At 60.2% G+C, this 25,031-nt stretch carries 23 protein-coding genes and 1 tRNA gene; 6 read left to right on the plus strand and 18 right to left on the minus strand.

What is annotated here, in order from left to right; genetic code table 11:
• Positions 1 to 50: 50 nt before the first annotated feature.
• Complete coding sequence (locus GPK94_RS04485) at positions 51 to 1,499, plus strand: nicotinate phosphoribosyltransferase (protein WP_193538794.1); 1,449 nt, start codon at positions 51 to 53, stop codon at positions 1,497 to 1,499.
• Complete coding sequence (locus GPK94_RS04490; protein ID WP_215654737.1) at positions 1,496 to 2,314, plus strand: metallophosphoesterase; 819 nt, start codon at positions 1,496 to 1,498, stop codon at positions 2,312 to 2,314. Before GPK94_RS04485 ends, GPK94_RS04490 begins: the two co-directional genes overlap by 4 nt.
• A gap of 67 nt (positions 2,315 to 2,381) precedes the next feature.
• On the opposite strand, the gene GPK94_RS04495 is transcribed toward GPK94_RS04490, so the two are convergent.
• The 6 genes from GPK94_RS04495 to GPK94_RS04520 all read right to left on the minus strand — a co-directional run bounded on the left by GPK94_RS04495 (position 2,382) and on the right by GPK94_RS04520 (position 7,547).
• Positions 2,382 to 3,410, minus strand: a complete 1,029-nt coding sequence (locus tag GPK94_RS04495) for a glycosyltransferase family 2 protein (protein ID WP_101691029.1) — start codon at positions 3,408 to 3,410, stop codon at positions 2,382 to 2,384.
• A 5-nt stretch (positions 3,411 to 3,415) separates the two neighbouring features.
• Entirely contained in the window at positions 3,416 to 4,582 is a 1,167-nt protein-coding gene (gene glf, locus GPK94_RS04500) for a UDP-galactopyranose mutase (RefSeq protein ID WP_101691028.1), read from the minus strand.
• Between the two features lie 144 nt (positions 4,583 to 4,726).
• Complete coding sequence (locus GPK94_RS04505; protein ID WP_215654739.1) at positions 4,727 to 5,299, minus strand: inorganic diphosphatase; 573 nt, start codon at positions 5,297 to 5,299, stop codon at positions 4,727 to 4,729.
• Positions 5,300 to 5,536: 237 nt separating this feature from the next.
• Complete coding sequence (locus GPK94_RS04510; RefSeq protein ID WP_101691026.1) at positions 5,537 to 6,046, minus strand: cob(I)yrinic acid a,c-diamide adenosyltransferase; 510 nt, start codon at positions 6,044 to 6,046, stop codon at positions 5,537 to 5,539.
• Positions 6,043 to 6,783 (minus strand): nitroreductase family protein, encoded by a 741-nt coding sequence (locus tag GPK94_RS04515; protein ID WP_215654741.1) that lies wholly within the window; start codon positions 6,781 to 6,783, stop codon positions 6,043 to 6,045. Before GPK94_RS04515 ends, GPK94_RS04510 begins: the two co-directional genes overlap by 4 nt.
• Positions 6,784 to 6,935: 152 nt before the next feature.
• Positions 6,936 to 7,547 carry a TetR/AcrR family transcriptional regulator gene (locus GPK94_RS04520; protein ID WP_101691024.1) on the minus strand — a complete coding sequence of 204 codons (612 nt, stop codon included), beginning with the start codon at positions 7,545 to 7,547 and terminating at the stop codon, positions 6,936 to 6,938.
• A gap of 102 nt (positions 7,548 to 7,649) precedes the next feature.
• Between GPK94_RS04520 and GPK94_RS04525 the strand changes: the two genes are divergently transcribed.
• A complete protein-coding gene (locus tag GPK94_RS04525; RefSeq protein WP_215654743.1) occupies positions 7,650 to 8,549 on the plus strand; it encodes a DegV family protein in 900 nt (299 codons plus the stop codon).
• A 127-nt stretch (positions 8,550 to 8,676) separates the two neighbouring features.
• Entirely contained in the window at positions 8,677 to 9,357 is a 681-nt protein-coding gene (locus GPK94_RS04530; RefSeq protein ID WP_215654745.1) for a peptidoglycan recognition family protein, read from the plus strand.
• Positions 9,358 to 9,446: 89 nt separating this feature from the next.
• Here the strand turns inward: GPK94_RS04530 and GPK94_RS04535 are convergent, their stop codons facing one another.
• The 10 genes from GPK94_RS04535 to rlmB form a co-directional block, all read right to left on the minus strand.
• Positions 9,447 to 9,887 carry an Hsp20/alpha crystallin family protein gene (locus GPK94_RS04535; protein WP_215654747.1) on the minus strand — a complete coding sequence of 147 codons (441 nt, stop codon included), beginning with the start codon at positions 9,885 to 9,887 and terminating at the stop codon, positions 9,447 to 9,449.
• 283 nt (positions 9,888 to 10,170) lie between these two features.
• A tRNA-Sec gene (locus GPK94_RS04540) sits at positions 10,171 to 10,266 on the minus strand.
• 106 nt (positions 10,267 to 10,372) lie between these two features.
• Positions 10,373 to 12,277, minus strand: a complete 1,905-nt coding sequence (selB, locus tag GPK94_RS04545) for a selenocysteine-specific translation elongation factor (RefSeq protein WP_215654749.1) — start codon at positions 12,275 to 12,277, stop codon at positions 10,373 to 10,375.
• 15 nt (positions 12,278 to 12,292) lie between these two features.
• Positions 12,293 to 13,687, minus strand: a complete 1,395-nt coding sequence (selA, locus tag GPK94_RS04550) for an L-seryl-tRNA(Sec) selenium transferase (RefSeq protein ID WP_215654751.1) — start codon at positions 13,685 to 13,687, stop codon at positions 12,293 to 12,295.
• A gap of 572 nt (positions 13,688 to 14,259) precedes the next feature.
• On the minus strand, positions 14,260 to 14,508 hold the full coding sequence (locus tag GPK94_RS04555) for a hypothetical protein (RefSeq protein WP_101691018.1): 249 nt from the start codon (positions 14,506 to 14,508) through the stop codon (positions 14,260 to 14,262).
• Between the two features lie 275 nt (positions 14,509 to 14,783).
• Entirely contained in the window at positions 14,784 to 14,999 is a 216-nt protein-coding gene (locus GPK94_RS04560; protein ID WP_101691017.1) for a hypothetical protein, read from the minus strand.
• A gap of 146 nt (positions 15,000 to 15,145) precedes the next feature.
• On the minus strand, positions 15,146 to 17,071 hold the full coding sequence (gene htpG / locus GPK94_RS04565; protein ID WP_101691016.1) for a molecular chaperone HtpG: 1,926 nt from the start codon (positions 17,069 to 17,071) through the stop codon (positions 15,146 to 15,148).
• A 142-nt stretch (positions 17,072 to 17,213) separates the two neighbouring features.
• Positions 17,214 to 17,513 carry a DUF6506 family protein gene (locus GPK94_RS04570; RefSeq protein WP_101691015.1) on the minus strand — a complete coding sequence of 100 codons (300 nt, stop codon included), beginning with the start codon at positions 17,511 to 17,513 and terminating at the stop codon, positions 17,214 to 17,216.
• A gap of 36 nt (positions 17,514 to 17,549) precedes the next feature.
• Complete coding sequence (locus tag GPK94_RS04575) at positions 17,550 to 19,931, minus strand: hypothetical protein (RefSeq protein WP_215654753.1); 2,382 nt, start codon at positions 19,929 to 19,931, stop codon at positions 17,550 to 17,552.
• 51 nt (positions 19,932 to 19,982) lie between these two features.
• The gene (rlmB, locus tag GPK94_RS04580) at positions 19,983 to 20,765 is read right to left on the minus strand and encodes a 23S rRNA (guanosine(2251)-2'-O)-methyltransferase RlmB (RefSeq protein ID WP_101691013.1); all 783 of its coding nucleotides are present in this window, start codon (positions 20,763 to 20,765) and stop codon (positions 19,983 to 19,985) included.
• A 249-nt stretch (positions 20,766 to 21,014) separates the two neighbouring features.
• Between rlmB and ftsH the strand changes: the two genes are divergently transcribed.
• Positions 21,015 to 23,168, plus strand: a complete 2,154-nt coding sequence (gene ftsH, locus GPK94_RS04585) for an ATP-dependent zinc metalloprotease FtsH (RefSeq protein ID WP_252192516.1) — start codon at positions 21,015 to 21,017, stop codon at positions 23,166 to 23,168.
• 115 nt (positions 23,169 to 23,283) lie between these two features.
• Positions 23,284 to 23,610 carry a putative heavy metal-binding protein gene (locus tag GPK94_RS04590; RefSeq protein ID WP_101691012.1) on the plus strand — a complete coding sequence of 109 codons (327 nt, stop codon included), beginning with the start codon at positions 23,284 to 23,286 and terminating at the stop codon, positions 23,608 to 23,610.
• Between the two features lie 44 nt (positions 23,611 to 23,654).
• Here the strand turns inward: GPK94_RS04590 and GPK94_RS04595 are convergent, their stop codons facing one another.
• Positions 23,655 to 24,515, minus strand: coding sequence for a DMT family transporter (locus GPK94_RS04595; protein WP_346727988.1), 861 nt, complete (start codon positions 24,513 to 24,515; stop codon positions 23,655 to 23,657).
• Positions 24,516 to 24,629: 114 nt separating this feature from the next.
• Positions 24,630 to 25,031: electron transfer flavoprotein subunit alpha/FixB family protein (locus tag GPK94_RS04600; RefSeq protein ID WP_215654755.1), on the minus strand; the 402-nt coding region annotated here is incomplete at its 5' end.

The raw sequence follows: 25,031 nt of genomic DNA on the forward strand, positions 1-25,031 counted from the left end.
CCCCGGTCCATTGTTCCGGGGCGGCCATCCCATATAAAGAGGGTCTTTTCATGAAAAGCCATATGAACTACACCATGCTCTGTGATTTCTATGAACTCACCATGGGCAACGGCTATTTCCAGAGCGGCATGGCCGACCAGATCTGCTATTTCGACGTCTTTTTCCGCAATGTCCCGGACGGAGGCGGTTTTGCCATTGCCGCCGGTCTGGAGCAGATCATCGACTATATCGAAAACTTGTGCTTTGATGAGGAGGATATCGCCTATCTCCGGAAAAAGGGCGTCTTCTGCGAAGAGTTTCTGGAATATCTGCGCAACTTCCGCTTCACCGGCGACATCTGGGCTGTGCCCGAGGGGACGCCCATCTTCCCCCGGGAGCCCATCCTCACCGTCCGCGCCCCCGCCATTGAGGCACAGTTTATCGAGACCTACCTGCTGCTCAATCTGAACCACCAGTCCCTCATTGCCACGAAATCCAACCGGATCGTACGCTCTGCCCAGGGCCGCCCTGTGTCGGAGTTCGGCTCCCGCCGGGCCCAGGGCACCGACGGCGCGCTGCTGGGCGCCCGTGCCTCCTATATCGCCGGATGCGCCGGCACCGCCTGTACCCTGGCCGACGAGCTCTATGGCTCTCCCGCCGGCGGGACCATGGCCCACTCCTGGGTGCAGATGTTCCCCGACGAATACACTGCCTTTAAGACCTACTGCGAGCTCTATCCCCACTCCGCCACGCTGTTGGTGGACACCTATAACGTCCTCAAGTCCGGCGTGCCCAATGCCATCCGTGCCTTTAAGGAGGTACTTCTCCCCAAGGGGATCACCAACTGCGCCATCCGTCTGGACTCGGGCGACCTCACCTACCTCTCCTGCAAGGCCCGGCAGATGCTGGACGAGGCCGGACTGACCGAGTGTAAGATCGTGGCCTCCAACTCTCTGGACGAGTATATCATCCGGGATCTCCTCCTTCAGGGCGCCAAGATCGACTCCTTCGGCGTGGGCGAGCGGCTTATTACCTCCAAGTCCGAGCCGGTCTTTGGCGGCGTCTACAAGCTGGCCGCCGTGGAGGACGGAGAGGGTCACATTATCCCCAAGATCAAAATCAGCGAAAATCCGGCCAAGATCACCAACCCCCACTTCAAAAAGGTCTACCGCCTGGTCTCCCGCTACTCGGGCAAGGCCCTAGCCGATCTCATCACCCTCTATGACGAGACGGTGGATGACAGCCGCCCGCTGGAGCTCTTTGACCCGGACGCCACCTGGAAGCGCAAGACCTTCACCGACTTTGAGGCCAAGGAGCTCCTGGTCCCCATTTTCCGGAACGGAAAGCTGGTCTACCAGTCTCCCACCATTACGGAGATGCGGGCCTACTGCGCCGCCCAGATCGACCTTCTCTGGGATGAGGTCAAGCGCTTTGAAAATCCCCACAACTACTATGTGGATCTCTCCCAGAAGCTCTGGGACATCAAGCAGGCTCTCCTGAAGGAGCAGGGACGGGAATGACCCGCCGGAAGCGCCGTTGTCTGGCCCTCGGACTGGTGACCGCCGCTGTTCTGTGCTCCGCCCTGGATGTACGCCTTGCCATTCGCCGGTATGATGTCCCTCTGGCCTCGCTGGAGGCCCCCGTGCGTCTGGCACTGGTGACCGACCTGCACAGCTGCCGCTATGGAGAGGACCAGCGCGTCCTCTTGGATGCGCTGGTGGCAGAGGAACCCGATGCTCTTCTTTTGGGCGGGGATATTGTGGACGATGAGCTCCCCACCGAGCCCGCCTTTCAGTTCCTGGAGGAGGCTGTCCGGCGCTGGCCCTGTGTCTATGTCACGGGAAACCACGAATTCCGCTCCGGTCAGGCCGAGGCATTCTGCGCCCGCATTGCGGAGCTGGGCATCCCCGTGCTCCGGGGCACCCAAATCACTCTGGAACTGAATGGTCAGCCGGTCGATCTTCTGGGTCTGGACGATCCAACCGTGGGCAGCGCCTATTCCAGACAGCTCACTGAGCTGAAAATCCGCCCCCGCACCTCCCACACGGCCATCCTGCTCGCTCACCGCCCGGAGCGCTATGCCGATTATGCCGCTTTGGACTGCGATCTCATTCTAAACGGCCACGCTCACGGAGGACAGTGGCGCATTCCCTTTCTTCTGAATGGGCTTCTGGCCCCAAACCAGGGATTCTTTCCCGCCTATGCCGGCGGTATGTACCAGCGGGACGGGGGCGAAGTACAGGTCGTCAGCCGGGGATTGGCCCGGGAATCCACCCGCATTCCCCGCATCTGGAACCGCCCGGAGCTGGTGATCCTCCAGCTTACTCCCGCTTGATTTCCGTATGTAAAAACAGCGTCCCCGGACTGCACATGCAGTTCGGGGACGCTGTTATCTTTGTTCGTTAATTGAACTTGTAAATACGCCGGGCCAGCCGGTAGAGCTTTACCGAGAGTTTGCGTCCCTGATAGCCCGGGATATTGGATACCGCCGATACCGCGCGGTACTTCATCTTATGATAGAGCCGTCCGTCCACCCCGCGCAGGTACTCCCAGAGCTGGGTACGCTTGCCCAGTGCCTCGGGGGAACCGTCGATGATGAGGAAAATGGAAGAAATGGTCATCATCATGGCCAGGTAGTTGAACATATACCGGCCCAGCTTGGGCAGGGTAGACTGTATCTTCTTCAGATCGTGGGCATCGATCATCAGGCGGGTCACCCGCAGCTGCTGGTCTACACGGGTCACCATGACCTTTTCGTTGACCGACTGGTCGGACCGGCCGATGAAATACCGGTAGAGGTCCAGATCCATGTAGTAAATGCTCCGGACAAAGGGCAGGGGCTGATAGACAAAAATATTGTCCACATAGAAAGTGTGCTTGGGCAACTCCAGCCCGCAGGAGCGCAGCAGCTCGGTGCGGTAGATGACCGAGTGCATCAGCAGATACTGGGACGGACGGAACCGGCCGATGTCCGCCCAGGTAAAGACCCGATTTTCCGGAAACACATTGGTATAACGCATGACCTTCTGGGTGTTGTCCTCCACGTGCTCATACACATAGTTGCACACCATGAGGTCCACCGGGTCGGGCTGACGGGCAAACTCCCGCAGCTTATCCAGCACCTTTTTCAGTGCGTCGGTATCCAGCCAGTCGTCCGAGTCCACCACTTTGTAGTAGAGTCCGGAGGCGTTGCGCAGACCCTGGTTCACGCCCTCGCCGTGGCCGCCGTTGGGCTGGTGGATGGCCTTGACAATACCGGGATACTGCTGGGCATACCGGTCGCAGATGGCCGGGGTATCGTCCTTGGTGGAGCCGTCGTCCACCAGGATGATCTCAATGTCATCCCCTCCGGCCAGAAGGGTCTCCACGCAGTGATCCATATAGGCCGCGGAATTGTAGCAGGGTACCGCAAAGGTAATGAGCTTGTCCATGGGGCTCAGGCTCCCTTCTCTGCCAGCGTGTCGCACAGCTCCAGAGCCCGGGCCACGATGGCGTCCATATTGTAATATTTATACTCTGCCAGCCGTCCCAGCAGATAGAGGTTTCCATACCGCTCCGCCAGCGCCTGATAGCGGGCATAGAGGGCATTGTTCTCCGGGTTGATGATGGCATAGTAGGGAGTCTCCTCGGGCGCGCCTGTGTAGGCGTGGGAGATCTCCTTGGCAATGGTGGTACACTCCGGTTTGACCTGCCCGGTGAGGTACTTGAACTCTGTGATGCGGGTCCACTCCTCACTGACGGTATAGTTCACCGTTCCGTGGGACTGCCAGAACTCCACCGGGTAGTTCTCAAAGCGGAACTCCAGCGTCCGATAGGGAAGCCGCCCAAACCGGCAGGCAAAGAGCTCATCCACCGCGCCGGTATAGATGACCGGGCCGGTAAAGGGCACGCCGTCCAGGGTCACGCCGTCCTCGCCCAGGGTGAGGCGCTCCCGGGCATCCACCCCCAGCTCCACGGTGATGCCGGGGTGATCCAGCAGGCGCTCGAAGAGGGGGGTGTAGCCCTCCAGAGGCATCCCCTGCCAGGGGTCCTGGAAATACCGGTCGTCCCGGGAGAGGAAGACCGGCACCCGGGCCGTGGTGTTGGGATCGATCTCCTCAGGGGACTGGTCCCACTGCTTCATGGTATAGTGGAGAAAGACGTTTTCGTAGACATAGTCGGCCAGGGCCGCTACATCGGGGTCGGCATTGCGGCGCAACTCCAGAATGGTGACCTTCTTCTCCGCGCCATAGGCGGCGATGAGCTTCTCCTCCAGTGCGGCGGCCTTTTCCCGGCCAAAAGCCAGTTCCAGGCTGGTCAGGTTGAAGGGAACGGGCATCTCGGTCCCGTGAACATTGGCCACCACCCGGTGCTGGTAGTCCCTCCACTGGGTAAAGCGGGAGAGATAGTCAAAGACCCGCTTGTTGGCTGTATGGAAGATATGGGGGCCGTACTGGTGGATGAGCACTCCGTGCTCATCGGGCAGGTCATAGGCGTTGCCGCCGATATGGCCGCGCCGCTCCAGCACCAGCACCCGCTTTCCGGCCCGCTCGGCCAGTTCCCGCGCCGCCACCGCGCCTGCAAAGCCGGCGCCAATAACCAGGCAGTCGTATGTATTCTGCATCGGTGTGCACCTCACATCTCGATCTCGATCGTTTTTCCTTCCTAATTCGCTACCAGACCAGTTTATCACACGCGGAGGGCAAAGGGAACGAAAAAAGGATTAAGATTTTTTTTAACTGCACGGGCTACTCCCGCGCAGGGCCACTCAGCGGTTGGAGCTGCTCTGGCTTCCCCGGGGCGCGGCACCGCCCAGGAAGCTGTCCGAGTAGTGGTCCATGGCCCGCCGGATGACCTCAATGGCAGCGGCCCGGTCGTTGACGTCACCGGCCACCGTCTCCTTGCCCTCCAGGGCCTTGTAGACCGTGAAGAAGTGGGCCATCTCGTCAAAGATGTGACCGGGCAGGTCCATCAGATCATGGAAGGTATTGTAGGTGGGATCGGCAAAGGGGATGGCCACGATCTTCTCGTCGTTCTTGCCTCCGTCCAGCATGGAGATATAGCCGATGGGATAGCACCGCACCAGCGTCAAGGGGTCCATCTCCTCGGAGCAGAGGACCAGTACGTCCAGCGGGTCTCCGTCGTCGCCGTAGGTACGCGGAATAAAACCGTAGTTGGCGGGATAGTGGGTGGAGGTATGAAGGACTCGGTCCAGAATGATGAGACCGGTCTCCTTGTCCAGTTCGTACTTCTTTTTGCTGCCCTTGGGAATCTCGATCACCGCCACAAAATCGTCGGGCTGGATGCGGCTGGGGCTGATATCATGCCAGATATTCGACATATGGTTTCACTCCTTAATCCTGCGTGGGCGACTGGCGCCCGTTCTGTAACATTATATCGGTCCCGATCGGGAAATACAAGAACGCAAATAAAGAAAATGTATAAAAATCGCGCTTACTTTTTGCCTTTTTACAGGATATGCCTCTTTTTTGTGTGCATGTTCAAAAGAAGCGCTCCATCGCCGGGAAGGGCTCGTGTAATGTGTCCAATCGCCCCAGTTTACTTTTTGGCGGAAAAATCACCACTCCACGCCCTCCCGGGCGGGAAGTCCGGCGTCAAAGGGGTGCTTGTGCTTTTTCATCTCAGTGATATAGGCTGCCCGCTCCTCCAGCTCCGGCGGGGGATTGCGCCCGGTGATGACCACCTCCAGCGCTTCCGGGCAGGCGTCCAGCTGCTCCAGCACCCAGGGCAGCTCCAGCATTCCGGTGGAAAGGGCGGCACACAGCTCGTCCAGCACCAACAGATCCACTTTGCTGCTGCGGGCAAAGGCCTGCGCCGCGATGTCCTTCTGGCGCACCGCCTCGGCGGCCTTTTCCTCCGGCGTCATGAGAAAGGTAAATTTCATCTCCTCCGGAATGGGGAGCAGCTCCACGCCCGGCAGGTTGGCCAGGATCTCCCGCTCCCCGCTCTTGCCGCTCTTCAGGAACTGGGCCACCGCCACCCGGCGGCCATGCCCCACTGCACGCACCGTCAGGCCCATGGCAGCGGTGGTTTTCCCCTTCCCGTCTCCGCAATAAATATGGATCATACCGGCTCCTCCTCTTCCAGATCCCGCAGGTAGGCCTGCACGGACCGATTCATTTCCCGGGCAAAGCCCGAGTCGTACTTGCGCCGGTGAAAGGCCTGCATCCAGCTGCAAAATTCCTCTCCTCCGGTCCGCCCGTCAAAAATCCGGCGCAGCTCCTCCCCGTCCATCCGGCGGTAGGTGTTGCTGTGCACCACATGCTCCATGGCCGCCCGCTCCGGCTTGGGCCGGTCCTTCTGCTGCTGGGTGGGATAACCCAGGACCAACATCACAGCGGGAAAGACCCAGGGCGGCAGATGGAGCAGCTCCCGATGGGCCTCATACTGCTCCATAATATCTCCGATATAGCAGGATCCCAGTCCAAGGCTCTCCGCCGCCGTCACCGCGTTCTGTGCGGCGATGGCCGCATCTTCCACCGCCAGCATCAGATCGCCCGGTCCCGGGCGGCGCGGGCTGCACCCGGCCTCCACATAGGTGTCAAACCACTTGCGGCAGTCGGCACAGAACACGAGGACCACCGGTGCCTTGGCGATGAAAGGCTGATGGTCGCAGGTCTCGGCCAGGGTATCCTTGATGCTCTGGTCGGTGATATCCAGAATGGTATAGAGCTGCTGGTTTCCGGCGGTCGGGGCCTGGACCGCCGCCTCCAAAATGGCCCGCTTCTCCGCTTCCCCCACCGGCTGATCCGTAAAGACCCGGACCGACTTGCGCCGGTGCAGGCTCTCCAAAATCTCGTTCATCGGGTGTCCCTCCTGTTCTCAGGCCTTCCTGGTACGCAGACACTGCGCGCTCCGATACGGCCCCAGTTTCCTCTATTCTATCCAACTTTCTGTCCCTTGTATAGTCCACCGCAACAAAAAAGAGCCCCAGGAAACCCTGCGGCTCTCGGCGGTCAATTGTTCCCTTTCTCTTCTTCTCCCTGGAAAACCCCCTGAAAAAAGAGATAGTCCTGCTCCAGTTTGGGGTATAATGGATAGCTTCCCTGGTGCAGGATCCAGTCGATGACCACACCGCGAAAGTGGCGGAACAAAAAGTCGGCCACCCACTCTGCGGCAAGTCCTCCCGGGAGCTCGCCCGACTGCTTCGCCTCCACCAGGCACTCCCGCATGGCCCGGAAGGTAAAGCGGCTGGAGTCAATGGAGCGGCCGTCCGGCCGGTTCAGCCGCTGCTGATAGTAGCGTCCCACCAGCTCCCAGCCCATATTCTCCATAAAGGCGGCATACCCCGAGAGAATAAACCACAATCTCCGCCCAGGAGGCTCCTCCCGGTGTTCCTCCAGCAGTTCCTCCATATAGGTATCCAGCGGAGCAAAGCCCCGCAGCAGCATCTCTTCCTTGGACTTGAAATGGTGGTAAAAAGCCCCCGTGGTGATCCCCGCCTCCCGGCAGATATCCCGTACCGAGACCTTGTCAAACTGATTGCGGCGCAGGAGTTCCACCGCCGCGCGCAGGATGGCCTGCTCTGTCCGCTTGGCCTGTTCCCGGCGCCGCTGGCTATAATCCATAGATGGTCCCTCCTTTTTTCTTGACACCGGCCCGCAAGCACCGTATAATACTCACATAACAACGTTATGTGAGTATTATAGAGTAGGATGATGAACTTGTCAATGAACGACGTCTGTTTCGACCGCAATCCTCAGAAGATCGCCCTGCTTACCGACTCCTGCGCCGATCTGAGCGCGGAGCAGCGGGCAGGAACCCCTATCTTTGTCCTTCCCCTGAAGATCCGCTGCCGGGACGGGGAATTTTCCGACGGCGTGGACATCTTTGCCTCCGATATCTATGCACGCCAGGCCGCCGGTGAACTGCCTCAGACCTCCCTTCCCGACGGGGGCTCGGTCAAGGATACCCTGGACCACATTGCCGCGCTGGGCTATGAGAAGGTCATCGCCATCCACCTCTCCTCCGGTCTCTCGGGCACCTACAATATGGTGCGCCTCCAGGGTCTCGCCCGGGAGGATCTGGAGGTGGCCGTCTTTGATTCCCTCAGCGGCAGCCTGGGAATTGGGATTACACTGCTCCAGGTATGGGAGGACATCCAGGCCGGGATGCCCTGGGACAAGCTGGTGGAACAGCGTGTGCCCGCTCTGATCCGGAACACCTACCCCTATTTTTCCGTGGACACCCTGGAGTATCTCCAGAAGGGTGGGCGCATCGGAAAGATCACCGCTCTGGCCGGGACCATGCTCAACATCAAGCCTCTGGTGGGATTTGCCGCGGACGGCCAGCTCTCCAGTGTAGCCAAGGTCCGGGGACGCAAGGCCGTCCAGGGAAAGCTCTTGGAGCTTCTCTCCGCCCGGGTGGCCGAACAGGGACAGGGCCGGCGCTATAATCTGGCGGTGGCCAATGGCGGCGCACCGGAGGAGATGGCGCAGCTGCGGCAGACCATTGCCGCTGCTCTGCCGGAACATCTGCACTTCTGGCAGGGGGAGATGGACGCCACACTCAGCGTCTATATTGGCTCCGGCGTGTTGGGGGCCTGTATTCAGTTTTTGGATGAAGAATAAGTTCTAGCGTGTGGGCGGGGTCTGAAGCAGATCCCGCCCACACGCTGCTTTTTTATGAAATTGTAAAGACCTTTGCCGAAAAAACTGTTATAATGGTATCCATCAAACGGCGAAGGAGAGAGTGGATATGGCACAGCAGCGGGGCGGAAAACGGTTGGCTTCCCGGGAAAAACAGCGGGTGCGGAGGGGAAATCCGTTCGTTCTGCCCTCCATCCTGGGTGTGATCGTGCTGGTGCTGCTCGGGATCAAGCTGGCTCTGCCCCAGTTTCTGTCCTCCGCTCCCACCCCGCCCGACTGGGTCACCCAGGAGCTTTTGGAGGTCAATCCCTTTTCCCGTCCCGGCACCAAGCTGGAGGAGGTCACTGGTATCGTCGTCCACTATGTGGGCAATCCCGGCACGACGGCCGAGCAGAACCGGAGCTTTTTTGCGGGACTTGCCCAGCAGGAGCCCGCAGCCGAAGGGGAACCGGATTCCAATACTTATGCCAGTAGTCACTTTCTGATCGGGCTGGACGGCGAGATCATCCAGTGCATCCCCCTGGATGAGTGGTCTTACTGCACCAGCCAGCGCAACAAGGACACCATCTCCATCGAGTGCTGCCACCCGGATGAGGAAGGCGCCTTTACAGAGGCCACCTATCAGTCCCTCCTGAAGCTGGTCCACTGGCTTCAGGAAGAATTTCACCTGAGCACCGATCAGGTTATCCGTCACTATGACGTGACGGGCAAGGAATGTCCCCGCTACTATGTGGAGCACCCGGAGCAGTGGGAACAGTTCAAGGCCGATCTGGACCAGATGCAGGACTGAGTCCCCTGCGAAAATGGGGCGTTACTCGACCACGACCATAAAAAATATCCACCGGACCAGCTGGTCCGGTGGATATTTTTTTGATTTGGTCACTCAATGGCAATGCGGTTGGGGTTATCCACCGTCTGCTCTTCCACCTTGGGAACGGACAGCTTCAAAATACCGTCCTCGTACTTGGCGTGGACCTCTTCCGGCTTCACGTCACCCACATAGAAGCTCCGGGAGCAGGCGCCGCTGTAACGCTCCTGGCGGATATAGCGTCCCTCCTCATCCTTCTGCTCCTTGTTGAGGCCCTTGGACGCGCTGACGGTCAGATAACCGTCCCGCAGCTCCAGATTGACCTCATCCTTTTGGAAACCGGGCAGATCGATATCCACCTCATAGCTGTGATCCAGCTCCCGGACATCGGTCTTCATCAGGTTCTTGGCGTGCTTGCCGTAGAGCGGATCATGTCCGCCAAAGAAATTCTTGTGGATCGAATCACCAAAGAAATCATCAAACAGATTTTCACCAAACAGACTGGGCAACATATGTCATTCCTCCATTTCACAGCTCATATCTGTGCCCGCCGGGGAGATCTTTTCTCTCCCTCCTTGGTACATGTCTATCATAGTCCCAAGTTTTAGCACTGTCAATATGAGAGTGCTAATGTTTACAAAGCGTTCATGATATATAGCAAGAAAAGACATATTTCCAGCTCATTCTATGCCGTCTTGTACTCTATTATCAGAAAAGAAGTACAATATGGAATCAATTTCTATCCAAGAGCCAGATAAAAAACCGCCCGCGCTCTTTCGAGCGCGGGCGGTCTTCTGGCGGGGACAGGTAAGAATCGAACTCACCAAGGCGGGAACGCCGCCCTCTACGGTTTTGAAGACCGCGGGGCTCACCAGATACCCTTCTATCCCCATGTTACTGCACGGCTTTATTGATAAAACCGATATACAGTAACTCTTATTATAACAGTATCGAATGCTTTCGTCAACTATTTGAGCGTATTTTCCCGAAAAATATCCTATACTTTTTTCAAAAGTACCCGTACATCGCCATTTTTCCGGGTCACGCCCTCGCTGTCCCAGAACTCCAGCAGCGCCAGCGCATACTTACGGGAGATGCCCAGGGCATCCCGGAACTCGGCCAGGAGCAGCTCCGGCTTCTGGGCAAAGAGGTCATAGAGTCCCTGAAGGGCCTTCTCATAAAAATCCTTCCGCAGCACGATCTGTGCGTTGAGGGCCACCAGCTCCCCGTCGTAGAAGAGGCGCTGGACCACCTGGCGGGCGCCGTCCTGCTTCTTTCCAAAGGAGGCAAGCACATCGTCCAGATTCTCCGGAGCCAGGGCGGCCTTGCCGTACAGGTCCAGGATCTGGTCCCGCAGTCCGGTGTAGAAGGAATTCCACACCACCTGGAAGTCAGGCAGGGCAATGGTGGGACCCTCGATCCGCAGGCCGCGGTGCTCGGCATAGTAGTCGATGAGCGCATCGATGGCGGTGGGAGAGGCGGTGGGCAGGAGCTTTCCGCGGAACTCTCCTCGGTTCATGCCGGGCTGGAGCGGCTGGGCCTTGTGATAGGCGCTCAGGAGCTTGACTGCCTTTTCCCACAGGGCCTCGATGGTATCGTGGTCCACATAGCGGCCACCCAGCTCCACCACACGGCCCTCTTCCATGAGTTGGGCCAGGGACTCGCTCAGTTCGGCCTCGGTGAGACCGGCCGCCTTGGCCAGGTCGTGCTTCTTGGGCATGGCGGACCCGGCCTGACGGAGGGCCTCCATCACCTGCTTCTCGGAGGAACCCGAGGCGCGGGCAGCCAGTCCCTCCAGCACGGCGGGATCGTTGCGCTTGTGCCGGCCGGGATCGGCGTTCAGGATCACGCCGCCGCCCACCGTCACCATGGGAGAGAAGAAGCGCACCACATAGTGGTCGCCATTCTTCACCGCCACATCTTCCTGGAAGCGGAGCTGGGCAAAGCCGGTCTCGCCGGGCTCCAGGGTATCCTTTCCCAGCACCACACACTTACACACCAGCTCCCGGCTGCCGTGGTGGAAGTGGAGCTGGGAGTCGTTTTTGATGGCATAGGGCGCGTCCTTGAGCATGGTGAGCTGCACGTCCATCTGGCGGGAGAGGACCATGGAGCCAGGCTTGGCCACGGTGTCGCCCCGCTTGATATCCGCCTTGTCGATGCCCGAGAGGTTGACCGCCACGCGCATGCCGGCGCTGGCCCGGTCCTCTGCCTTGTCGTGGTTCTGAAGGCCGCGAATGCGGGCCTTTTTCTCACTGGGGTAGATGCAGACCTCCTCCCCCAGCTGCATGGAGCCCTCCAGCAGGGTACCGGTGACCACCGTGCCGAAGCCGTCCACCGAGAACACCCGGTCCACGGGCAGGCGGAAGGGCCGGTCCTGGTTGCGCTGTTCCGCTCCCTCCACCAGCTTGACAATGAGCTCTTTCAGCTCCTCAATGCCCTGGCCGGTGTAGGAGGACACCGCCAGGATGGGGGCGTCCTGGAGGAAGGTGCCCTGGACGGTCTCCCGGGCCTCCTCCTCGATGGCCTCCAGCCACTCCTCATCCACCATGTCGGCCTTGGTGACCACGATGATGCCGTTCTGCACCCCCAGCAGGGAGAGGATGCCCAGGTGCTCGCGGGTCTGGGGCATAAAGCCCTCGTCGGCCGCAATGACCATCAGGACCACATCCATGCCCGCGGCGCCCACCAGCATGTTGCGGATGAACTTCTCATGTCCGGGCACGTCGATGATGCTGGCGGTCTGGCCGTTGGGCAGCGTGAGCTGGGCAAAGCCGATCTCAATGGTGATACCCCGCTTCTGTTCCTCTTTCAGCCGGTCGGTGTCCACGCCGGTCAGGGCCCGGGTCAGACAGGTCTTGCCGTGGTCCACATGGCCGGCGGTGCCGATGATGATATGCTTCATAGCCGTGGCGCTCCTTTAGTTCAAGATCGTGTCCAGAGCCCGGATGATCTCCGCCCAGTCGGCGTCGGTCAGGGTGCGGACATCCAGCAGATACTGATTGCGGCTTACCCGTCCCACAATGGGAGTCTCCCAGGCCCGAAGGGCCTCCTCCAGCGCGGAGACCGTGAGGGAGACCGGCGAGAGCTCCACCACCCAGGTAGGCAGGGGCACGCCGGGCAGGCTTCCGCCCCCCACCTCGCCGTTATCCGGCGCGGCGGAGAAGACACATTTTCCCGCAAAGCGGGCAGAGAGCTCCTCCACCCGGGCGCGTGCCTTGGGCTCCAGGGTCTCCGGCCGCGCCCCCAGCATGGCCAGTGTGGGAATGCTCCGGCCGGCCAGCGCATGATCCCGGTAGGTGCGCAGGGTGGCCTCTAGTGCCGCCAGCGTCAGCTTGTCGATGCGCACCACCCGGGCAAACTGATCCTTCTTCATGGCCTGGATATAGGGGGCCCGGCCAATGGCGATGCCCGCCTGGGGTCCGCCCAGCAGCTTGTCGCCGGAGAAGCAGATCACATCGGCACCGGCGCGCACGCTCTCCTCCACCGTGGGGCCCTCGGGGACGCCCAGAGCAGGGTCGTCATAGAGGGCGCCGCTGCCCAGATCGTGGAAGACGGGCACGCCCTTCTCCCGGCCCAGGGTGACCAGATCGGCAATGGAGACCTCCTCGGTAAAGCCAATGAGCTTGAAGTTGCTGGTGTGGACCTTCAGGAGGATCTCAGCCCCCTGCTCTTCAATGGCGCGGCGGTAATCGGAGAGATGGGTCTTGTTGGTGGTACCCACCTCCACCAGCTGTGCCCCGCTGCGGGCCATGATCTCCGGCACCCGGAAGGAACCGCCGATCTCCACCAGCTCCCCCCGGGAGATCGCCACTTTTTTCCCAGCCGCCAAGGCCGAGAGCATGAGGAATACCGCCGCGGCGTTGTTGTTGACCGCCAGGGCGGCCTCCGACCCGGTCAGAGAGCAAATAAGCGGCTCAATGTGGGAAAAGCGGCTGCCGCGGCGCCCGGAATCGATATCATATTCCAGGTTGGAATACCCCCGGGCCGCCTCATAGACCGCCCGGGCCGCCTCCTCGCCCAGAGGGGCGCGGCCCAGGTTTGTATGCAGCACCACGCCGGTACCGTTGATGACGGCGCGCAGGTGGGGACGGCAGGACGCCCGGGCCCGGGCCGTAGTCTGGGCAGCCAGGGTGTCCAGGTCGGGCAGGACCTCCACCGTTCCATCCAGGATCCCGCGGCGCAGCTCCTCCAGGGCGGTTCTGGCCGCCTCTTTCAGTGCATAGTAAGGCAGCTCCTCCTGGGCGGACGCAATGGCCGGATGGGCCAGAAGCACGTCCATTTTGGGGAGCTGCTGCAACAGCTGTCGATTCATCGAGGGGAAAACCTCCAGTCACAGATGTGCGGACAGACGTCCGGAAATTCAGTAGCATTATTATACATGATTCCAGGTAGAGAGACAAGGACAACCAGGGATAAAAAGATGCCGCACCCACTCCCCAAGGGCGCAGGCGCAGCGGCATGTCATATATCGCGGCTCTTCTCCTCCAGCGGAGCTCCACAGTGGGGGCAAAATGACATGTTCCCGGCGGAGAGAAGGCCCAGAAAACGACGGCAAAAGGGACAACGCAGCTTACACAGTGCGAGCACAATACTGGAAAGCACCACGATACCTCCAGCCGCCATCCAGAGTATCCCCAGGCGAAAACAGCCCACCCCAAACAAAAGGGCCCCTACCAGGAACAGCAGCGCAGACACAAGGTCCCAGGTTTTCAGCTTCCATGCCTCCATGGACTTCCCTCTTTCCTATGCGTGATTCTGAGATAAAATACCTCTTCTCCGGCAGAGAAGCCAGCAATCAGAGGTAAAAAACAAGCAAAGATCCGGTAAAACGAAAGCCGATGGGACAAAACATCCCATCGGCTTCTATTTAAAAAGAGACTGCGCTTAGCGAACTGCCGCCGCGCAGGATTGCTTTCTGAGATCCATCTCGATCATGCGGATCACATAGAGAGAGTCGGTGATGACCTTGAGGGGCTGGGAAAAATCCAGGGCAAACAGTCCGATGAAGGACCGGGCATCCACCTTGATGGTCTCCTCCTGATTGGAGAGATAGACTTCTTTATCCGCCATGCTGGCAATGCGCTGAAGCGCAGAGATCTCAGAAATGGAGTTAAATTTCTTTTCGATGACCATACGTCATACCTCCTTTTCGCCTACGAGTATATCACGGCGTATTTTTGCACGCAATGGCATACTTATATAAAAACGAAGCCCTTTTATAGGCCATATACAAGCATTTTTTCATATTACAGTCTCTATACTCTGCTAGTTAATTTATAAATCCCCCATTGCAATCCACAGAGTCACGGCTCTTTCCTTCTCCCAATGAAATTAGTCAGGATATAAAAACTCCGCGCCGCAATGCGGCGCGGAGTTCACATGCCATTTTTGTGCTGCACTCGGTCCGATCACCAGTGCTCCAGCTGCTCCTGAAGCCACTGAGAGTCTGTGACGATCTCCACCGGCTGGGAAAAATCCAGCGCGTAGATCCCCATGGGAGATTTTGCATTCAGGGCGATTTCTCCGTCAAGAGAACGGATGGTGACCGCCTCAGATACGGAAAGCGCCAGTTCACGAAGTCGCTGGATCTCCTCCCGGGAGGAGAAAGTCATGGTTATAACCATCGGTCATGCCCCCTGTCAGTAATACCGTTGCTCTTCTTTTATTATACTACATAGTACATACTTTGAAAAGAGACGAGCTCTCTTCATCCAACGGTTTTGTTGTCCTTACAGCGGCATGATTTTGTGCATTTACGCCAGAGGCTCTCTTACTTCATCAGGGAGCAGACCAGCTCGGTGTAACGGGTGGTATCCTCAATGGGGAGACCGGCAATGAGCAGGGCCTGATGGTAGAGGAGCTCTGCATAGACCTTGGCCTTCTCCTGGTCGCTCTCCATGGCCTCCCGAAGGGCGGCAAAGGCCCCCGAATCGGGATTGAGCTCCAGCACCCGCTGAGCCTTCATGTTGTCGGCGTGGTCCGGGTCCACCCGGCGGAAGTACTTCTCCATCTCCAGCGTGACCGGACCGTCGGCCGTCATGCACACCGCGCCGGTCTTGAGGATCTTGGAGATGCGGGCCTCCTTGATCTTGTCGCCCAGGGTCTCCTTCACGAAGTCCAGTACGTCCTTGTTTTCCTCCGCCTTCTTCTCGGCCTGGGCCTTCTCCTCCTCGCTCTCCGGGAGGGCATCGCTGTCGCTGACCGACTTGAAGGCCTTGCCGTCCAGCTCGCCCAGCAGGTTCATGACGAACTCGTCGGGCTCGTCGGTGAGGTAGAGGATCTCATAGCCCTTGTCCCGGATGCGCTCGGTCTGGGGCAGCTGGGCGATCTTCTCCACGCTCTCGCCGGCGGCGAAGTAGATAAACTTCTGATCCTCCGCCATGCGGGACTGGTACTCGGCCAGGGTGACCATCTTGCCCTCCTTGGAGGACCAGAAGAGGAGCAGGTCCTTCAGCAGCTCCTTATGGGCGCCGTAGTCGGCCAGGATGCCGTACTTGATCTGCATGCCGAAGGCCTTCCAGAACTGCTCGTACTTCTCCCGCTCGTCCTTCTGGAGCTTGAGGAGCTCAGCCTTGATCTTCTTCTCCAGATTGCCCGCGATCACCTTGAGCTGCCGGGTATGCTGGAGCATCTCGCGGGAGATGTTCAGGGAGAAGTCCTGAGAGTCCACCACGCCCTTGACAAAGCGGAAGTGGTCGGGCAGCAGGTCGGCGCACTGATCCATGATGAGCACGCCCGAGGAGTAGAGCTGCAGGCCCTTCTGATAATCCCGGGAGTAGAAATCAAAGGGAGCATGGGCCGGGATATAGAGCATGGCCTTATATTCCACCGCGCCCTCGGCGGAGACATGGACCACCCGCAGGGGATCCTCCCAGTCGCCGTACTTCTCCTTATAGAACTGGTTGTACTCCTCCTCCTTGACCTCGCTCTTGGGCCGCTGCCACAGGGGGACCATGGAGTTGAGGGTCTGCCACTCGTCATAGTCCTCCCACTCGGGCTTATAGTCCTCACCGGCGTCCTCCGGACGGGGCTTCTGGCGTGATTTGTGCATGAGCATGACGATGGGGTAGTGGATATAGTCCGAATACTTCTTCACCAGGTCGCTGAGGCGGTACTGCTCCAGATATTCGTCGTAGTGGTCGTCCTCCGTGTTGGCTTTGATGTGGAGTACGATGTCGGTGCCCACCGTATCCTTCTCGCAGGGCTCCATGGTGTAGCCGTCCTTGCCGTCGGAGGTCCAGCGCCAGGCCTCCTCGCTGCCGTAGGCACGGGAGGTCACCGTCACCTCATCGGCCACCATAAAGGCGGAGTAGAAGCCCACGCCGAACTGACCGATGATGTCCACATCACTCTTGCCCTTGCCCTCGTCCTTGGCGGCCATGTCCTGCTTGAACTGGAGGGAGCCGCTCTTGGCAATGGTGCCCAGATTCTGCTCCAGCTCCTCCTTGGTCATGCCGATGCCGTTGTCCGAGATGGTGAGGGTCCGCTTGATCTGATCCGGAGTCAGGGTGATCTTGAAGTCGGAGCGGTTCAGACCCACCTGGTCGTCGGTGAGGGCCTTGTAGGCCAGCTTGTCCACCGCATCGCTGGCGTTGGAGATGAGCTCCCGCAGGAAGATCTCCTTGTGGGTATAAATGGAGTTGATCATCAGATCCAACAGCCGCTGTGATTCGGCCTGAAAGGCTTTCTTTTCCATGGTATATACGCCTCCATATAAAACATAAATCGTAAACAAAATAGGGTTAGCACTCTTTCCTATAGAGTGCTAACCCTATGATAGTCCTTCCCGCCCCACTTTGCAAGGGGGTTTCCAGAATGTTTACAATTTCTCCTGGCGGTCACTCCGACCAGAATTTCAGCGTGGCCTCCAGCTGATCCGGGGGACAGACCACATAGCAGACGGTGAGCCGGTGCCCTGCCGCGTCGTACATCTTCCGGGCCAGCTCTTCTCCAAAGGCGCCGCACACCTCAATGGTGCCGAACCCCGCGTCGGCCAGTTCCACCGCCTTGGCCACCGCCTCCTCCGGATTGCGCACCGTGAGGATATGGGTCTCGGTGGCGGAGGTGTCCAGCCGGGCATGGTCGGTCTCCGGGTTATGAAGCTCGTTCATGATCATCATCGCGTATTTCTTTTTCATGCCGTCCGTCTCCTTTTTCTGTCTTCCGCTCCCGCTCTAATAGCGGTTTACCCAATTGGAAATGAGAATGGTGGGCACCAGCCACATGCCCAAAAAGACCAGCAGATTAAAGGGAGTCAGCGAGTCATACGCCGCCATAAAGGTGAGGTAAAAGGCGAGCAGCACGCCCACGCAGGACCCCAGACAGGCCAGCGCCGTGGAGATCCGCACCGCCAGGCGCAGACGTTTCCCGCCCACGGCGGCCTCGGTAAAGGGTCCCACCCCCTCCCGGCAGAGCACGGCGGTGAGCAGCTCACTGTGGCTCTGCCGCTGGGAGGAGAGCTCTACCCGCCGCTCCACCGCCGGGAACTCCATCTTGTCCGCCGGCAGCTTGAAGCGCTGGCGGAGCATGGCGGGGATGATATTAAAGTCCCGGGTGGCCAGCACCGGGGAGATCCGGTTGCTGATCAGGGCGCTGATGGCGGGCTCCACTGTGCCGTGCAGGGTGTATTTCAGGGCAAACAGCCCGGCCAATTCCCCGTCAATGGCGCAGAATACCGCGTTTTTCACGTTCAGTCCCTGGGGCAGGGGCACCTCCATCAGATGCATGAAGGAGGCCGAGCCCACCAGCACCACTTCGTTCCGGATGAGGGCGGATACGCCGCCCCCCTCGTAGCAGCAGAAATCCTGGCTGCGGCGGTAGATGGCCCCCTGACTGCGGAGCAGATCGTGGAAGATCTTATCCAGTCCACAGCCGGTATCCCGGATGAGCGTGGCGGTCACACCCACCACTTTCTCTACCGGGAAATCCCCAAAGATCTTGATCCCGTTGAGGGAGACCGTCCCGGGCGGGAAGAGATCCTGATCGGTCAGCAGAATCCCTGCGCTTCCGCTGGTCCCGGTGATCCCGTCCCAGCCGGCCAGAGCGGCTCCGCTTTTCGCCAGACGCAGGGAGAGGGAGCGCCACGGGATGCCGTAGCAAAGCGTCGAAGAGAACGACGCTCCTGCGCTCAGGGTGGCCGAAAGACACCAGAGGATATCCTCCGGCCGCCGCCTGCCAATGGAGGCCAGCACCGAAAAGAGCAGACAGGCTAGGAGAATGAGGGGGGCCATAATATGGTAGATGCGCTGGGCCCCGTCGGTAGCCTGGATCTGGCGACCAAAGCCCACCGGCTCCCCCGACCATTTCGCATAGGCGTCCCGCCCATTCCACTTATTCTCATCCAGAGTGACCAGATAAGGCTCCGAGGCGGAGGCCGCTGTGCGGCAGGCCACCCTCAGTCCCTTGCGCTTACAGTAATATCCGTACAGATTGAAGCCGAGGGCCAGGGCCGCAATGGCACAATAGGGCTGGCGCTGGGGGTTCCCCTCCATCAGCGGCATGGTCAGGGCATCCGCCAGGGCGGCGGCACAGGCCAGGGCCATCACGCTGTCCAGCTCTACGTGCAGGATGAGCAGATGGTACAGTCCACGCCCCAGCGCATCGATCCCCAACAGCATGGCCGCGCCCAGCAGCGCGGCCTGGGCGTAGAGCTGAAGGTTGTGGTTCCCCTCCAGGGTCCCGGGCATGGGAGCGTTCACCGCCTGCCCCACCGACAAATAGAGCAGGGGCACACACAGCAAAAAGAGCAGGACGATGCGCAGCTTGAGGACCCCCATCCCCCGGTTATAGCGCCGGAACAGCTCCTGGGGCGGCGTGTCCGGGATGGGCGGCGGGGGACGGCGCTTCCGTCGGGGCGGGCGCTCCTCCTCCGGTTCCTCCACATCCACACCCGGGATGTACCGCTCTGCCCGGCGGACCTCGGGAGCTTCCTCGCTCCCCTCTTCCTCAAACATGTGGTCCGCGTAGGCATCCGCCTGCTTCTTCAGCTTTCGGAACCGGCCCAACAGCCCCTTCTCCTCCCCACCCGGGAAGGGAACGACTTTCTCCTTCTTCTGGGGCTGGGCCGGAGCCGGCTCCTCCCCTCCCGGGGTGGGCGGCTCGGGCTCGGACTCGGGATCTCCGGCCTTCTCCGCGTTCTGCGCCGGCGCAGGCTTCTGCGCAAGGCGGCGGCCGCCGGAGGGAGCTTTTGGTTTCGGTGCCTTGGATTCCGGAGACTTAGGTTCTGAAGACTTGGGTTCTGGAGGGTCCGGCTCAGGTGTCTGCTCCTGCGGTGGGGCCGGCTCCTCCACAGCGTCCTGCTTCTTCTCCTCTGCGGTGGAATGGCCCGGGAAGGTCAGCAGATGGCCCCGGGCCCGCTTTCCCCCGCGCCCTCCGCGGGGCGGAGTGGGGTCGGCCGGCTCCGGCTCTTCCCGGTCCCGGTACTGGTCCAGGGGGATCGGGGTCCGCGCATCCGGTTCCTTCTGTGACTCCTGTCCGTACTCCGCCAGAATGTCCTCCAGAGAAAATTCCAGCTCAGGTTCTTCGGTATGGAACTTGTCGTCGTTATCCTTCGACATGATCTTCTCCTGATTATGTTGAAATAGCTTCCGCGCCCCGCGCGGGAGGTCTTACATCCGCTGGCGCACCGCCTCGTAGAGCAGGATGGCAGCGGCAGCGCTGGCGTTGAGGGAGTTGAGCTTCCCCTTCATGGGGATGCGCACCTTGAAATCACAGGTCTCGGCCACCAGCCGTCCCATGCCGTCCCCCTCGCTGCCGATGACGATGGCAGCCGGTCCCTTCAGGTCAGCCTCATAGAGCAGGCGGTCCCCGTCGGCTGCCGTGCCAAAGACCCAGATTCCCTCGTCCTTGAGCTCCTTGAGCAGGGCGGGCAGATTGGGCACCCGGGCTACCGGCACATGGCTCACCGCCCCGGCGGAGGTCTTGGCCACGATGGCGGTCAGACCGGCCGAGCGGCGCTTGGGAATGATGACGCCGTGGGCGCCGGCACACTCGGCGGTGCGGATGACCGCACCCAGATTGTGGGGGTCTGAGAGTTCGTCACACACCACGATCAGGGGAGGCTCCCCCTTCTCGCGGGCGGCGTTCAAAATATCCTCCACGCTGGCATACTCCCGCACGGCGGCCAGGGCAATCACCCCCTGGTGGGAGTGGGTGCGGCTCATGTTGTCCAGCTTCCGGCGGTCGGCCTCTACCACCACCACGCCCTTACCGCGGGCGGTCGAGGCAATGTGCCCCAGGGCTGCGTCAGTCTCGCCCCGGGCAATATAGATTTTGTCAATGGCGGTTCCGGAGCGCAGCGCCTCAATGACTGCGTTGCGGCCTTCAATAATGCCGTCCGCTCCCGCTTCCAGGGTATCTTCCCGGCGTTTTCCGGTCTTGTTCTCCTTCATGGATGTGTCTCCTCATTCATTTGATTCATAGAGCAGTATACCACATTCCCCCCTCCGGAAAAAGGGAAAGTTGCAAACTCTTCGCTGCCCTTTCCGCCTCCAAGGGCTTCTTTCACAGAATGTTTACACCTTTCGACACCCCCCTTCCTTGTATTAACGAATCTTTTGTGTTATAAATAGATAAGTCTAAAGAAAACAGGACCGATTTCTCTGATTCAGGTCTATTCTTCATGTAAGGAGGGCACTCATTTGAAGCCCGATAAACAACGAAACACCGGCTCAAACAATAACAAGCGCAATCTAATGGGCATTGCGTCCATTCTGTTATGGGCCCTGGTGGTCACCATTCTGGTGAACTACTTCCTGTCCATGTCCAATCAGGCCAATTCCACCCTGATTCAATACAGCGAGTTTTTGAATCTGGTGGAGGAGGACAAGGTCTACGCCGTCTCCATGACCAGCAACAAGTTTACCATCTACCTCAAGGAAGATGTGGCTGCCGTTGGTCTGGACCCGAATGCCACCCCCGCACTCCCCTCTGCGGCATCCCAAAACGACAGCCAGCTCTTTTCCAGCATCCTGGCCGGTGAGGAGAGCGCCCCCAGTGTGGAGCAGCAGCTCTCCAAGGCCCGCAGCTATTACTGTGCTCCCCTCAACGACTCCAGCCTGCTCACCCTTTTGCGGGAGCACAATGTCCGCTTCGGCACCCCCTACCAGCCGGAGCTCTCCCCTGTGGTGAGCTTCCTGGTCTCCTGGCTGCTGCCCATGGTCATCATGGTGGCCCTCTTCTCCTTCCTGTTCCGCAGCATGGCGGGCAAGATGGGCGGCGGTCTGGGCGGCGTCGGCAAGGCCAATGCCAAGGTCTATGTGGAGAAAAAGACCGGCGTCACCTTCAAAGATGTGGCCGGTCAGGATGAGGCCAAGGAGTCCCTGGTGGAGATCATCGACTTCCTGCACAATCCCCAGAAATACACCGAGATCGGCGCCAAGCTGCCCAAGGGCGCCCTGCTGGTGGGCCCTCCCGGTACCGGTAAGACACTGCTGGCCAAGGCCGTGGCCGGTGAGGCCAACGTCCCCTTCTTCTCCATCAGCGGCTCTGACTTCGTGGAGATGTTCGTGGGCGTAGGTGCCTCCCGTGTCCGTGACCTCTTCAAGGAAGCCAACAAGATGGCCCCCTGCATCGTCTTTATCGACGAGATCGACACCATTGGTAAGTCCCGCGACAACCGCATGGGCGGCAATGACGAGCGGGAGCAGACCCTCAACCAGCTGCTGGCTGAGATGGACGGCTTCGACCCCACCAAGGGCGTCATTCTGCTGGCCGCCACCAACCGGCCCGAGGTGCTGGACCAGGCCCTTCTGCGTCCCGGCCGCTTTGACCGGCGCATCACCGTGGACCGGCCCAACCTGGCCGGACGTCTGGCCACTCTTCAGGTCCACACCCGCAACATCCGTCTGGCGGAGGACGTGGATCTGAACAAGATCGCCCTGGCCACTGCCGGCGCGGTAGGCGCGGACCTGGCTAACCTGGTCAACGAGGCTGCCCTCCGGGCGGTCCGTCTGGGCCGCCGGGCGGTCAACCAGAACGACCTGCTGGCCGCCTTTGAGCTGGTCATCGCCGGTGCGGAGAAGAAAAACTCCGTCCTCTCTGAGTTTGAGAAGAAGCTGGTGGCCTACCACGAGGTGGGGCATGCCATGGTCTCCTTCAAGCAGAAGAACACCACCCCGGTGCAGAAGATCACCATCGTTCCCCATACCCAGGGCGCGCTGGGCTACACCCTGCACCTCCCTGAGGAAGATAAGAACCTCCAGACCCGGGACGAACTGCTTGCGGAGATCGCCACTTACATGGGCGGCCGTGCCGCGGAGGAAGTGGTCCTCCACACCATGACCAACGGTGCCGCCCAGGACATCCAGCAGGCCACCAGCCTGGCCCGCAACATGGTGGCCCTCTACGGTATGAGCGACAAGTTTGGCATGATGGCTCTGGCCTCCCGCCGCAACCAGTATCTGGACGGCGGCTACGGCATCGACTGCGCCCAGGACACCGCCGCCGACATTGATAAGGACGTCATGTCCATCCTCCACAGCGCCTACGAAAAGGCAGTCAATATCATCCAGGAGAACCGGGAGGATATGGACAAAGTGGTGGATTACCTTCTCAAGAAGGAGACCATCACCGGCGAGGAGATGATGGCCATTCTGGAGGGCCGGGACCCCGCCACCGCCGACAACTACGGCGCCCGTCCCGAGCCCCAGGACCGCTCCATTGAGCCCCCCGCCCGCAACATTCATATGACCAGCGAGCCGGTCCTTCCGCCTCAGCCGCCCCAGGACACCACCCCGGAGGATGAGGCGCCCGCCCCCTCTTCGGAGGACGATTCTCCCGCCGGGGAGTCCTGATCCCGCTTTCCGTGTCTCTTGACGCGTGTTCTGTGGTATGATATGCTCCCATCAGGGGCGGCAGGTTCCTGCCGCCCCTGTTTTTTCGAAAAACAAAATAGTAGGAGGGAGCTCTATGATCATTACCACGACCCCTCAGATCGAGGGACACCGCATCTGCGCCTATCACGGCATCGTCTTTGGCGAGGTGGTCTCCGGCGTGGATTTTATTAAGGATTTCGGCGCGGGACTGCGCAATTTCTTCGGCGGACGCAGTGAGGGCTATGAAGAGGAGCTCCAGCGGGCCCGGGAAGAGGCGCTCCATGAGATGAGCCAGCGGGCCGCTCAGATGGGCGCCAACGCGGTAGTTGGTGTGGACATCGACTACGAGATCCTCGGCTCCGGGAACAACATGATGATGGTCTCTGCCTCCGGCACCGCAGTGACCATCGAGCCAGTATAAAGGAAAAAGGCCGCGGGAACACAGTGTGTTCCCGCGGCCCTTCTTTATCGTTCCGTATAGGTATAGAGCAGTACCCCTGCCAGGACCATCCCTCCGCTGATCCATTCGGCCGGGTCCGGAATCTCTCCGAACAGGATTCCCGCCAGTACAGCGGCAAAAACCGGCTCACAGAGCTTGGCCGCCGACACATAGGCGGGAGAGAGCTCCCGCAGGCACCAGCTGAACAGGCTGTGTCCCATCAGCGTGCAGAACACCGCCAGGCCCAGGCCAATGAGCCACTCCCGGGGCGGCCAGCCCCAGACCGCCGTCCCGGTGACCCCGTCCAGCACCAAGAGGGTGATCAGACAGGCCGTATAGGTGAGGGCGGTATAGACCGTGGTGGAGAGGTGCTCCCGCTGATATCTGCCAATCAGGGTGTATGCCGCCACCGCCGCAGCTCCCGCCAGGGCCAGTCCGTTCCCCCCTACCGTTCCTCCAGCACCGCCCCCTGCAAAGGCCAGCACCGTACTGCCTGCCACTGCAAGGGCAATGGCACCCCACCCCAGCCGGGAAATCCGTCCGCCAAAGAGCAGCGCAAAGCCCAGGGCCACAAAAATAACCTCTGTGCTCACCAGTGCAGTGGAACTGGCCACGCTGGTCCATTTCAGGGACTCAAACCAGAGTGCAAAGTGAAGGGCCAGGCACACACCGCTCAGGGCGCACAGCCCCACGTCCCGCCGGGTAACCCGTTTCCACTCTGCTCCCCCCCGGAGCAGGGCGGCAGGCAGAAGCAGAAGTACCGTCCAGCCTAGGCGGTAGGTGGCGGTCACCAGCGAGGGGGCCTGTGAATACCGCACCAAAATGGCCGAAACGGCCGTCCCCAGCACACCCAACAATAAAATTCCTTTTGCCCGGCTCCGTCCCACCGGCATCGCCTCCTTTTTGCAGTCCGCTCTATCCTACCAACTCCGACCGAAAAAGGCAAGCATCCAATCAAAAACCCGCCTCCGGACCTGTCCGGAGGCGGGTTTATTATTCCATTACTTGGAGGCCTTCAGGGCCTTGATGGACTCGATGAGCATGGGGGTGACCTTGAAGAGGTCACCGGTGATGCCGTAGGAGGCCACCTCGAAGATGGGGGCGGTCTCGTTCTTGTTCACCGCGATGATGCACTCGGAGTCCTGCATGCCGGCCTTGTGCTGGATGGCGCCGGAGATGCCCAGAGCCACATAGATCTTGGGATGCACGGTCTTGCCGGTCTGGCCCACCTGGTGGTCGGCAGAAATCCAGCCCGCGTCCACCACGGCACGGGAGGCGCCAACCACGCCGCCCAGAACCTCAGCCAGCTCCTCGGCCAGGGCAATGCCCTTCTCCACGTCCTTGCTGATGCCGCGGCCCACGGACACCACCACGTCGGCGCCGATCAGGTCCACCAGCTTCTT

This window comes from Pseudoflavonifractor sp. MCC625, assembly GCF_018784545.1.
In the GTDB taxonomy this organism is placed as follows: Bacteria; Bacillota; Clostridia; order Oscillospirales; family Oscillospiraceae; genus Pseudoflavonifractor_A; species Pseudoflavonifractor_A gallinarum.